11 protein-coding genes are annotated in these 11637 nt (G+C 43.0%); 7 read left to right on the top strand and 4 right to left on the bottom strand.

Annotated features, from left to right (window positions below; all coding sequences use genetic code 11):
* Nucleotides 1–364 precede the first annotated feature (364 nt).
* Entirely contained in the window at nucleotides 365–982 is a 618-nt protein-coding gene (gene nadD / locus AACU25_RS24895; protein WP_096580244.1) for a nicotinate (nicotinamide) nucleotide adenylyltransferase, read from the top strand.
* Between the two features lie 127 nt (nucleotides 983–1109).
* Nucleotides 1110–2123: a type I glyceraldehyde-3-phosphate dehydrogenase gene (locus AACU25_RS24890; protein ID WP_096580242.1), complete on the top strand. Its 1014-nt coding sequence runs from the start codon at nucleotides 1110–1112 to the stop codon at nucleotides 2121–2123.
* 54 nt (nucleotides 2124–2177) lie between these two features.
* Here AACU25_RS24890 and thiL read toward each other — a convergent pair whose 3' ends face one another.
* A complete protein-coding gene (thiL, locus tag AACU25_RS24885) occupies nucleotides 2178–3215 on the bottom strand; it encodes a thiamine-phosphate kinase (protein ID WP_096580240.1) in 1038 nt (345 codons plus the stop codon).
* Between the two features lie 193 nt (nucleotides 3216–3408).
* Here thiL and AACU25_RS24880 point away from each other — a divergent pair, with 193 nt between their 5' ends.
* Nucleotides 3409–3981: a Uma2 family endonuclease gene (locus AACU25_RS24880; RefSeq protein WP_096580238.1), complete on the top strand. Its 573-nt coding sequence runs from the start codon at nucleotides 3409–3411 to the stop codon at nucleotides 3979–3981.
* Nucleotides 3982–4028: 47 nt separating this feature from the next.
* Here AACU25_RS24880 and AACU25_RS24875 read toward each other — a convergent pair whose 3' ends face one another.
* Nucleotides 4029–5135 carry a peptidylprolyl isomerase gene (locus AACU25_RS24875; protein WP_096584004.1) on the bottom strand — a complete coding sequence of 369 codons (1107 nt, stop codon included), beginning with the start codon at nucleotides 5133–5135 and terminating at the stop codon, nucleotides 4029–4031.
* A gap of 287 nt (nucleotides 5136–5422) precedes the next feature.
* Between AACU25_RS24875 and efp the strand changes: the two genes are divergently transcribed.
* From efp to AACU25_RS24860, 3 genes are all read left to right on the top strand, one after another.
* Nucleotides 5423–5980: an elongation factor P gene (efp, locus tag AACU25_RS24870; protein ID WP_096580236.1), complete on the top strand. Its 558-nt coding sequence runs from the start codon at nucleotides 5423–5425 to the stop codon at nucleotides 5978–5980.
* A gap of 107 nt (nucleotides 5981–6087) precedes the next feature.
* Nucleotides 6088–6633, top strand: a complete 546-nt coding sequence (accB, locus tag AACU25_RS24865; RefSeq protein ID WP_096580234.1) for an acetyl-CoA carboxylase biotin carboxyl carrier protein — start codon at nucleotides 6088–6090, stop codon at nucleotides 6631–6633.
* Between the two features lie 65 nt (nucleotides 6634–6698).
* A complete protein-coding gene (locus AACU25_RS24860) occupies nucleotides 6699–7046 on the top strand; it encodes an ArsR/SmtB family transcription factor (RefSeq protein ID WP_045871040.1) in 348 nt (115 codons plus the stop codon).
* Nucleotides 7047–7096: 50 nt separating this feature from the next.
* Here AACU25_RS24860 and AACU25_RS24855 read toward each other — a convergent pair whose 3' ends face one another.
* Nucleotides 7097–7702 carry a GerMN domain-containing protein gene (locus AACU25_RS24855; RefSeq protein WP_096580232.1) on the bottom strand — a complete coding sequence of 202 codons (606 nt, stop codon included), beginning with the start codon at nucleotides 7700–7702 and terminating at the stop codon, nucleotides 7097–7099.
* A 405-nt stretch (nucleotides 7703–8107) separates the two neighbouring features.
* The gene (locus tag AACU25_RS24850) at nucleotides 8108–9913 is read right to left on the bottom strand and encodes a proline--tRNA ligase (protein WP_096580230.1); all 1806 of its coding nucleotides are present in this window, start codon (nucleotides 9911–9913) and stop codon (nucleotides 8108–8110) included.
* A gap of 294 nt (nucleotides 9914–10207) precedes the next feature.
* Here AACU25_RS24850 and AACU25_RS24845 point away from each other — a divergent pair, with 294 nt between their 5' ends.
* Nucleotides 10208–11614: a glycerol acyltransferase gene (locus tag AACU25_RS24845; RefSeq protein ID WP_096580228.1), complete on the top strand. Its 1407-nt coding sequence runs from the start codon at nucleotides 10208–10210 to the stop codon at nucleotides 11612–11614.
* Nucleotides 11615–11637 lie beyond the last annotated feature (23 nt).

Here is an 11637-nt window from a genome sequence, read left to right as displayed (position 1 = left end):
GACACGCGTATCATAACAGGAATTTGATTTTTACTGTAACTACTCCTGTATGTATTTAATTTTTGGGTTTTCGTAAATTTTTCCCCTCTGCTTTTTTTTGTTGAGAATGATTTTACCTTCGTTAGAGGTTTTTGTAATTTCTGAAGTTTATCTTATGATTATTCGGAAAATTTCCGCCACATCGGGAAAGAAATTCTTGTAATGAGAAATACATATTTTTCTTGTCCTTACTAGAATTGGCTACAATAGTACATTTTTGGTTAAGTCGCTTTTAAATGACATAAACCTTAGGCTTGAGTTGACTACAATAGTACATTGATAATGAAACTTTTCTGAAATTGAATAGAATTCCGAACTTAAGTGGATGCAGCAACTAGCAATTTTTGGTGGCACATTTGATCCTGTTCATTGGGGACACTTGCTCATAGCCGAAACAGCTTTGCATCAAGTCCCTGTCGAACAGATAATTTGGGTACCGTCACTAAATCCTCCCCATAAACAAGCGGTTGCGTTTCAGCATCGCTTAGAAATGCTTAAGCTAGCGACAAAAGACAACCCGGCTTTTACGGTTTCACTAATTGAAGTAAATACCCCTGAAACATCCTACGCTATCAACACCCTGATCGATTTAGCTGCTGATTATCCCAATACTCACTGGTACTGGATTGTGGGTTTGGATACTTTCCAAACCTTACCCCGTTGGCACCGTAGACATGAACTCACACAGATGTGTGATTGGTTGATTGCACCTAGACTCCTTGGTGGTGAGAATATAGCTCAAAGTGAGTTAATCTGCAAGCAAGTCGAGCATCAACTGAGAAATCAGTCAATCATCATTGACTGGCAACTATTGCATATACCTTTAGTAGGAGTTTCGTCAAGTCTTATTCGTCAATTAATTCGCGAACGCCAATCTATTAGATATTTAGTTGCAGAACCTGTGCGGGTTTACATTGCTGCTCACAACCTTTACGCAAAATAAATCTGAATAAATTATGTGTTTTTTTTCTGGATCTTACACTTTGTGGTTATTAATGCTCCCCCCCTTTGCGATATGATTGGGGTCAACGATATAAACTTATAGGCATAAATACAGAGGGCAAGACACTGTGATTAGAGTCGCAATCAACGGTTTCGGGCGAATTGGGCGGAACTTTGCACGCTGTTGGGTGGGTAGAAAGAATAGCAACATCGACCTTGTGGCTATCAATGACACATCCGACCCGAGAACTAACGCTCACCTGCTGAAGTATGACTCGATGTTAGGAAAGTTAAAGGATGTTGACATTTCAGCTGATGATAACTCTATAACCGTTAACGGTAAAACAATTAAATGTGTATCTGATCGCAATCCAGAAAACTTGCCCTGGAGAGATTGGGGAATTGACCTAATTATCGAAGCAACTGGTGTTTTCACCAGCAAAGAAGGAGCGCTCAAGCACGTCAATGCTGGAGCCAAAAAAGTTTTGATTACTGCTCCTGGCAAAAATGAAGATGGCACCTTTGTGATTGGTGTGAATCATCACGATTATGACCACAACAAACACCACATCATCAGTAATGCTAGCTGTACCACAAATTGCTTGGCTCCGATCGCCAAAGTTTTAAATGAAAAATTTGGCATCATCAAAGGTACGATGACCACCACTCACAGCTACACAGGTGACCAGCGCTTGCTAGACGCTTCTCACCGTGATGTCCGCCGTGCTAGGGCAGCAGCCATCAACATTGTACCGACCTCTACTGGTGCGGCAAAGGCAGTAGCACTAGTGATCCCAGACCTGAAAGGCAAGCTAAATGGTGTTGCCTTACGTGTACCTACCCCAAACGTCTCAATGGTAGATTTCGTAGTTCAGGTTGAGAAGCGTACTATTACTGAAGAAGTTAACCAAGCCCTCAAAGATGCTGCCGAAGGGCCACTTAAAGGAATTTTGGATTACAGCGAACTACAACTAGTTTCATCGGATTACCAAGGTACCGATGCTTCTTCAATTGTTGATGCTAGCTTGACCCTGGTTATGGGTAATGACTTAGTAAAAGTCATGGCTTGGTACGATAACGAGTGGGGTTACAGCCAACGAGTTCTCGATTTGGCTGAACTCGTAGCTGAAAAATGGCAGTAATTTGTCATTAGTTATTTGTCATTAGTCATTTGTATTTCCACAAATGACTAATTACTAAAAATGTTGAAATCCCTGATTCAGATTTAAAGTTTGGTCAGGGATTTCTGTATTTTCATGGTGTAATAGTACTTTTGTTTCTGATGTAATCGTGCCAATAATTGCTGCATCTTGACCTATTTGTGCGACTAAGGCTGATGCAACATCTGGTGGTAAACACAGCACTAATTCAAAATCTTCGCCGCCGTATAAGGCATAATTTATAGCTTGTTCTGGGGTTAGCCAGTTAGTAAATGCTGGTGGTAAAGGAATGTGCTTGGCTTCCAGAATAGCGCCAACATTACTAGCACGACAGATTTGTAAAACAGCATCAGCCAAACCATCGCTGCTGTCCATCCCCGCAACAGCAATTTTAGATTTTAGATTTGGGATTTGGGATTGCGAATTGAAGATATTCCAGAGGATGGGTAAGACATCTAATCGTGGCTGGGGACGCTGGTGTGCGGTGATTAAAGCCGCCTTGTCTGTATCTTTGAGGTTTTGTCCTATTTCCGGATTTAAGAGCAGCTCTAAGCCTGCGCGAGAGGCTCCATGTACACCTGTAATTGCGATCGCATCTCCTACTTTTGCCGCAGAGCGACGGATAATTTGATGGGGGTAGGCTTGACCAAAAGCGGTAATTGACAGCGTCGTCACAGGCGATCGCACAATATCACCACCTACAATTGGCGTATTGTACTTTTGCAAGCATTCTGTCATTCCTTGGTACAAGCGCTCAACCCAATTGACACTTATATCCCCTGGAAGCCCTAATCCCACAGTGATCCCCAGAGGTGTAGCGCCCATCGCCGCCAAGTCTGATAAATTAGCTGCCACCGCCCGCCAGCCAGCATCTTCTGGGGAGGTCGTGACATGACTAAAATGCACATTATCAACTAAGACATCGGTTGTCACTACCCAAGATTGTTCTGGTGTAGTGACAAGCACAGCTGCATCATCGCCAATAATTTCTTGCGGACAAAAGCGCTGCAATATGGCTAACAGACCTTGTTCGCCAATATCTTTTACTTGCAAGGAAGATGACTCATTTTTCACAGTGGGGACTGGGGATTAGGGATTGGGTAATGGGTAATGAGACACCAGAAGGAAGAGTAAAAATAACTTTTGACTTTTGACCCTTGACTCTTGACCCTTGACATCACGACAAAAGTTTTATCTATCCTGCTTTACGCCGGGAATGATGGCTACTTATAGTTACGATAAGGGTATTGTCTAGGAGTTAGTGGAGATGGTCGCTACACCAGTAACCAGTATCACTTTTGAAGAGTACTTAACCTATGATGATGGTACAGGTTTTCATTATGAACTGGTGGATGGCAGGTTAGAGCTAATGAACCCACCAACAATTGAACATTTCTTGATTGTGGATTTCTTGGATACTTTGTTGAAATCAGAAATCAAAAGGTTGAATTTGCCTTGGCTGTGTTTTCGGGAAAGCGGCGTGAGAACAGGTAGAAATAAATCTAGATTGACTGATTTATCTGTGGTGACGCTGGAGCAAGCAAAAGAATTGATGAATGTGTCATTAGTATTTCAGTCACCACCATTGTTGATTGTAGAGGTAGTTAGTCCAGATTCAGTGAAACGAGACTATCGCTATAAACGCTCTGAATACGCGGCTTTGGAAGTACCAGAGTATTGGATTGTAGACCCCTTAATGGCGAAAATTACGGTTTTATTGCTGGAAGAAGGACTTTACGAAGAGACTGTATTTACTGGCTCTCAGCAGATTGTATCGCAGACTTTTCCCGAATTAGCGATCGCAGTTGATCTAGTTTTGAATTCTGGAAATCTCAGTTGAAAGATGAAATGCAAGACTTCACACTTCATCCTTCATACTTCATCCTTTTATGCTGCTTGTGGCTGCACTAAATTTTCTATGCCTTGAACAACAGTAGCAGATTCAATTTTGTCACCCGCCTTGAGTATGTCCAAAACTTCTTTACCCTCAGTTAAATAACCAAAAACGGAGTAACGACCATCTAATAGGTTACGTCCGGCTGGGGTGAGTTCTGGTTCAAACAGGAAGAAGAAAAATTGCGAGGAAGCGCCATTTACCTGAGTTTCCGGACGGGCCATGACTACTGCACCAAAAGAAGAAAATGGCAGAACTGGCATATCGAGATAACGCCCAGCATCTTCTAGAGTAATGCCGTATGTGGGAGCTTTATCGCCTTGTACAAGGACTTCTAACGGAATAGCACGATATTTACCAGTTTTGGGGTCGATAAAACCTACTTCTTTTCCTGGAGGATCGCCAGTTTGTAAAAAGTAAGATTCTTCGGAACGGGTGAATTCTAAACCATTATAAAAACCACGTTGTACCAAATCCACAAAGTTACCAGCAGTTACAGGAGCGCTATAACCATCTACCACAACGGTAAGGTTGCCTTTATTGGTTTTGATATCCACAGTTGCTCTACCTTTAAGTTGAGGTAGGTTACTGTACTCCTGAGGAACTTCAAAAGGAAATTCCTTGACCATTGACTCTTCGAGAAGATTCACAATGTTCAGGAGGCGATCGCGTTCCCCTTGGATTTTTTCTTTATCTTTAACTTTGACTAATTCCTGCAAATTATTCACGCCAGATTGTAAATCCTTAATCCAAGCTTCGGCTTGGGGTTGGCGTTCTTCGGGAACGCTTGCTAGGATTTTGGAGGATTGATCGAGAGACCGTGATGCTTTGCTTAAGTCTTTGGAAATATTTCCCCACCGCCGATTTGCCCGCAGTTGGTTGGAGATATCTTCTAAACTGGCTTGCAGTTGCCGCACAGGTTCATTCTTTATCGGGAGTGCATACCGCAACAGAGATCTGCCGTCAGTGATTGCATTCCCAGCTGGTAGGGCGGCGCTACTGGAGGGAGTCCACGCAGCTGTACTTATGCCTAAAAATATTGTTACCAGCAGTATTGCCATGAGGCTGTTCTTCAGCCAGGATTTTAATAAGTTAAACATGGTATGGCTTAAATGCAGCATCAAATTGTTGACTGGACATAACCCATAAATTATCTTCCCACAGTATTAGGGACTACGGATTAGGGATTGGGGATTAGGGGATTAGGGATTGGGGATTAGGGACTGGGGACTAGGGGGATAAGGGAGATGAGGGTAGCAATTACCAATTACCAATTACCCATTACCCATTACCCATTACTCAATGCCCAATTCCCATGACTAATAACCAATGACGACCCTAGAGGGGTACAATAAATGCCGATTGTCTTCCAAAATTTGAAAGCTTCATGATCTCCAGTAACGACTTTCGACCCGGTGTCTCAATTGTTTTAGATGGGTCTGTATGGCGGGTAATTGATTTCCTCCACGTTAAGCCAGGTAAAGGTTCGGCGTTTGTGCGGACAACGCTGAAAAATGTCCAAAGCGGCAAAGTTCTAGAAAGAACTTTCCGTGCGGGGGAAACTGTACCGCAAGCAACTCTAGAAAAAGTCACAATGCAACATACCTATAAAGAAGGTGATGAATTCGTCTTTATGGATATGGAAAGCTACGAAGAAGGCAGATTAACCGCAACGCAAATTGGCGATCGCGTAAAATACCTCAAAGAAGGTATGGAAGTTAACGTCATCCGTTGGGGTGAGCAAGTTCTAGAAGTGGAACTGCCTAACTCTGTGGTTTTAGAAATTGTGCAAACAGATCCAGGTGTTAAAGGTGACACTGCAACAGGTGGTACAAAACCAGCAATTCTAGAAACTGGTGCAACTATCATGGTTCCCTTGTTTATCGCTCAAGGCGAACGCATCAAGATAGATACCCGTGACGATAAATATTTAGGCAGGGAATAATTATTATCTCTTTTGAGAGTAATCCCGATTTCAATCCCTATTTTAGGGATTAAATCCCTGCCACACTTAACATTATTCTTTACGTACAGGTCGAGGTAATAAAAACTGTGCCATTGGACTTTAATGAAATTCGCCAACTGCTAGCAACTATTGCACAAACAGATATTGCCGAAGTCACGCTCAAAAGCGAAGACTTTGAGCTGACAGTGCGTAAAGCTGTAAGTTTTAGCAATCAAATGGTGTCAGTCAGCCAAGCAGCATCAGGCGGTGTGGTTGGTTTGGGATTAACATCAGTGGCTGCACCCCAGACTGTATCGACAGTGGAGACGGCTACAAATCGCGTCTTGGATAATAATGCCACTGGTTCTGGTGTGCAGTTGGCTGGCAATTCTCCCTCAGCAATTGATAAAAGATTAGTAGAAGTTCCTTCACCAATGGTAGGAACATTTTACCGTGCGCCTGCTCCAGGTGAAGCCCCATTTGTGGAAGTGGGCGATCGCGTCCGCAGTGGTCAAACAGTCTGCATCATCGAAGCCATGAAGCTGATGAACGAAATTGAGGCTGAAGTATCTGGTCAGGTCATGGAAATTTTGGTGCAAAATGGTGAACCTGTAGAATATGGTCAACCTTTAATGCGAATTAACCCTGATTAAGTATTAATCTATATTATGACGCAAGTCATTTTTTTCTCATTTTCAGTCCTTGCGGGTTAATCCTGATGAAACAAGTGTTGCCTATACCACCAGAAGTGATGCAACAAGTAGCAGAATACTTCAGCCTGTTAAGTGAACCGATGCGCCTTCGGCTGTTGCACTTATTACGGGATGAAGAAAAATGCGTGCAAGAGTTGGTAGAGGCAACACAGACTTCGCAGGCCAACGTCTCAAAACACCTGAAGGTAATGTGGCAAGCAGGTATTCTTAGCCGCCGCAGTGAAGGAACTTGCGCCTACTACCGGGTCGAAGACGAAATGATTTTTGAATTATGTAATCGGGTTTGCGATCGCCTAGCTACTAGGTTAGAACAGCAAGCCCATAATTTTCGTTTATTGAATGGTAAGCGTTAAATTAGTAGTTTGTCATTTGTCATTTGTCCAATGACTAATGACAACTGACATTAAAGTGGATAATTATTTTTAAATTGGTCACGTGTGAGTGGCTGTTGTAACTCTACGCCTTCGCCACCTAGCACATCCAACTCCTTGCCATTGACTTCAATGTAAACCTTGGCTGTGGGATTTGCTGTGGTTGCAGTGTAGACTACTTGTCCTACACGACCCATCATCGAGCTGCTACCACCACCACTGGTAAATTCTTCAGATAAATTAACATGAACTTCATCATTGTTAACTTTCACACCTAGTAATTTGGTGCCTTTGGGAATTGTGGTAGATTCTGCTCCTTCAGTTGGGCCTGCTAATAAGTTTTGCATAGCCTTTTCTACAACTTGGTTAGGTTGAGCAGCAGCTATTTTGACTGGTTGGGGAGCTAATTCTAAATTTTTGCCGTTGTCTTTCAGCCAATAGACATTAGCACTTTGCTCTTGTCCAGGCTGTACAGTTGAGGGCTTTCCTGGCTGGGTTAATGATTGTGAAGCTGGGGAAGGTGTGGGCGGATTTTGGGAGTGTAAAGTAAGCCAAGCAACGCCGCCACTGACTGCTACCACAGCTGCGGACACAGCAGCTATTACACCGGAAGAATTACGATTAGATTGGTCTTTCATATTCAAAACCTGCTTGACTGAGGGCTGAGATGGTTTGTGTGGGAAGAGCAGCCTGATTAAAGTCGGTACTTAATTGGGGAGTTTCCAAACACTTAGAGTATGGCTATTTATATCAACAATGCCGCCATGTCTCTTTCCGCAGTAACTACCTTAATTTTAGATTCGTAGTTTTATTACGTCACCTATCTGGGGGTTGGGGATTGGGGATTGGGGATTGGGGATTGGGGATTGGGGATTGGGGATTGGGGAACTCGGGGCCCCCTCTGGGGATAAGGGGTAATGGGGATTGGGTAATTGTTAATTGGTAATTGGTAATTGGTAATTAGTAATTGGAAGAAGTTTTTTGAACCCAGTCCCTAGTCCCTAGTCCCTAGTCCCCAGTCCCCAGTCCCCAGTCCCCAGTCCCTAGCTTATAGCCTCGGTAATCCACTGTTTGATTGTACCGATCACTTCGTTAATGTCAATTTCTTGAGATTTACGAGTAGCTCTTTCTACAACTTCTACTTTGCCGTTGGCGATCGCTCTGCCTGTGACGATTCTGTAAGGTATACCGATTAAATCGGCATCTTTGAATTTTACTCCTGCCCGTTCATCGCGGTCATCGAGTAAAGTTTCAATTCCGGCTTGATTTAGTTCTTTGTAGAGTTTTTCGGCGATTTCTATTTGTTGAGCATCTTTAATGTTAGGAATTGTGACAATTGCATGATAGGGTGCGATCGCTACTGGCCAAATAATTCCATCTTTATCGTAGGATTGCTCGACGGCTGATTGTGCTAATCGCGATACACCTACGCCATAACAACCCATCACTAAAGGTTTTTCTTCCCCTTGTTCGTTGGTATAAGTTGCACCCATCGCTACAGAGTACTTTGTCCCTAATTGGAAGATGTGTCCTACCTCGATTCCTCTAGCGCTTTGTAAGGTTTGCTCTGGGTTATGAAGAGCGCGATCGCCTGGTCTGGCTTTACGAATATCTACTACTAATTCTGGTAATTTAAATTGCTCACCCCAATTCGCGCCAACTACGTGATAGCCAGTCTCGTTGGCTCCTGTGACAAAGTTTTTTAAATCAACGGCTGTTTTATCGACAAAGCGTAAAAACTGGGAATGTATCTGTTGATTACCTTGAATATATTCATCCGCAATATCAGGGGCAATATAGCCTAAAGGTAGAGATTTTGCTGCCCATGTTTGTTGGGTTTCAGCACTGGGTACAGTTAAAGCAATAATAGTTTTGGCATCATAATTAGCAGCTAACTTAGTTAATTCGTTTTGCAATTTAACTTCGTTAACTTCTTGATCGCCTCTAATACTGACCAAAACTAAAACCGTTTTGCCATTGTCATAAACTGTTTGGTAAAGAACATTCTTTACTACTTGAGTAGGAGAACAGTTGAGGAATTTACAAACTGTGTCAATCGTATCTGTTCCTGGTGTCTCGCGTTTCTCATGGGCGATAAACTGTGAGGTGACAGCATCAGCGCTTAATGAAACAGCTTTTTCCACATTGGCGGCGTATTTTCCATCTTCGGTGTAGAGAACTTCATCTTCTCCCGCATCCGCCAGCACCATAAATTCTGTAGAACCAGAACCACCAATTGCGCCAGAATCAGCTTCAACTGCACGGAAAGCTAAACCAGAACGGCGCAGCATATTGCTGTAAGCCTGGTACATATCTTGGTAGGTGGCTTTGAGGCTTTCTTCATCGACATGGAAAGAATAGCCATCCTTCATGATAAATTCACGTCCGCGCATCAAACCAAAGCGGGGACGAATTTCATCGCGGAATTTGGTTTGAATTTGGTAGAGATGCTGAGGTAGCTGACGGTAAGAGCGAATCATATCACGCGCGATCGTCGTAATTACTTCTTCATGGGTGGGGCCTAATCCCAATTGTTGCTCTCGACGGTCAATGAGGGAAAACATAATACCCTCAGCTTTGGTATAAGTATCCCAGCGTCCTGATTCTTTCCACAACTCAGCAGGTTGTAATTGTGGTAACAAACATTCTTGCGCGCCTGTGGCGTTCATTTCTTCGCGCACAATCTGGGAAACCTTTTGCAATACCCGCCACATCAGTGGTAAATAAGCATAAACTCCGCTACCGATGCGACGAATATAACCTGCACGTAGTAATAATTTATGACTGGGAATTTCCGCATCAGCTGGATCATCCCGTAGTGTAACGAATAACATTTGTGACAGTCGCATCGTTTATTCCCTTTCCCAAAACACTTAATGAATTATGAAGGATGAAGTATGAAGTATGAAATATAAAGCTGCAATTACTACAATTTGTTCACTCACTTCATTAGGTATGAAGTATAAAGTATCAAGTTTCATGCTTTATCTTTGTGAGTGCTGAGTTGGAGAGACGCAATTAATCGGGAGAGACGCGATGAATCAGGAGAGACGCGATGAATCGCGTCTGTACAAGAGTCAAAATCCCAGTCCCCAGTCCCTAATCCCCAATCCCCAGTCCCCCATATTTAGGAGAAAAATATCTTGACTACCGGAATTTACCAAGCACAACCACCTTTAGAATTTATCCCGCCGAAACTCAACCCTTTACTTCTGCAAGCGGCGCATCTGTTATTACCCAGCATAATTAGCTGGAAAACAGCGATTACCCACATTGAAGCAGACAACGTAGAAATTTTAGCGGATCTCTATCATCAGTTTCAGGAAGGTAAGATTCGGTTTTTGTTAGCATTTCGCCACCCAAAAACGGAAGATCCTCTTTGTTTAGGCTACTTACTTTCGCAACTCGTGCCGCAGGTAGCACGAGAAAAAGATATAAAAATCCAAACTCCAATTCATGCTCATTTTATCTACGATCGCGGCATTCCTCTGTGGGCAGGTGAACACATTGGCTGGCTGGCTTCGCATTTAGGCGGTACTCCCATCCAACGCGGCAAAGCCGACTGGAATGGCTTACGTTCGGCGCGGGATTTATTCGCCAATGGCAAATTACCAATGGCGGCTGCGCCAGAAGGAGCAACTAATGGTTTATCAGAGATAATGAGTCCCTTAGAACCAGGTATTGCTCAATTAGGCTTTTGGTGTGCTGAAGATTTGCACAAAGCTGGACGCTCTGAGCAGGTTTACATTGTACCAGTTGGGCTTAAATATAGTTACGTTGCTGCCCCTTGGAGTGCGATCGCACAACTTATCAGCGAATTAGAAGCAGCTAGCGGGTTACCAATAAATCCCTCAGAAAATGGCAATAGTGCCACAATTGAGTCCCTTTATCCCCGCTTGTTGACATTGGCAGAACATTTATTAACGCTGATGGAAGACTTCTATAAGCGCTTTTATCATCAAAAGCTACCAGAAGCAATGGTTGCATCTCATGAAGGAGGCGATCGCAATGAAGCTTTAAAAGCTAGGTTAGAAGCATTGATGCACGTAGCGTTACAAATATCAGAGCAGTATTTTGACTTACCGCCTAAAGGTGCTTGGAATGATCGTTGTCGCCGCTTAGAGCAAGCTGGCTGGAATTATATCTTTAGAGAAGACTTTAAGGATTTGAAATTATTATCTCCCATAGAACGAGCCTTAGGCGATCGCGTTGCCGAAGAAGCCAATCGCAGAATGTGGCATATGCGATTAGTGGAAAGTTTTGTTGCTGTTTCTGGTAGCTATATCAAAGACAAACCTTCAGTAGAAAGGTTTGCCGAAACCACCTTATTGTTAAGAGATATGGTGAAGAAAATTCAAGGTAATAATGACCCCTTGCGTCGTCCACAATTGGGTAAACAAAAAGTGAAAATTACTATAGGTGAACCCATATCTATTTCTGAGAGATACCCGACATATAAGGCTAATCGTGTGGGTGCAAAGCAAGCTGTCACAGATTTTACTAATGATTTACAAAAAGCAATGGAAAGTTTGATTGCGAAGGAAGGATAAGGATAAACTACATCATTACATTC

The organism is Tolypothrix tenuis PCC 7101 (assembly GCF_963874875.1).
Classification (GTDB): Bacteria; Cyanobacteriota; Cyanobacteriia; order Cyanobacteriales; family Nostocaceae; genus Aulosira; species Aulosira tenue.
The sequence above is the reverse complement of the archived record's forward strand: the minus strand, read 5'-3'. Positions and strand labels throughout refer to the sequence as shown.

What these genes read in the sequence shown, in the direction of transcription:
- nadD (WP_096580244.1), top strand. Translation starts at nt 365, where the DNA reads ATGCAGCAACTAGCAATTTTTGGTGGCACATTTGATCCTGTTCATTGG.
- AACU25_RS24850 (WP_096580230.1), bottom strand. Translation starts at nt 9,913, where the DNA reads ATGCGACTGTCACAAATGTTATTCGTTACACTACGGGATGATCCAGCT.
- AACU25_RS24860 (WP_045871040.1), top strand. Translation starts at nt 6,699, where the DNA reads ATGAAACAAGTGTTGCCTATACCACCAGAAGTGATGCAACAAGTAGCA.
- efp (WP_096580236.1), top strand. Translation starts at nt 5,423, where the DNA reads ATGATCTCCAGTAACGACTTTCGACCCGGTGTCTCAATTGTTTTAGAT.
- AACU25_RS24875 (WP_096584004.1), bottom strand. Translation starts at nt 5,135, where the DNA reads ATGTTTAACTTATTAAAATCCTGGCTGAAGAACAGCCTCATGGCAATA.
- AACU25_RS24880 (WP_096580238.1), top strand. Translation starts at nt 3,409, where the DNA reads ATGGTCGCTACACCAGTAACCAGTATCACTTTTGAAGAGTACTTAACC.
- AACU25_RS24855 (WP_096580232.1), bottom strand. Translation starts at nt 7,702, where the DNA reads ATGAAAGACCAATCTAATCGTAATTCTTCCGGTGTAATAGCTGCTGTG.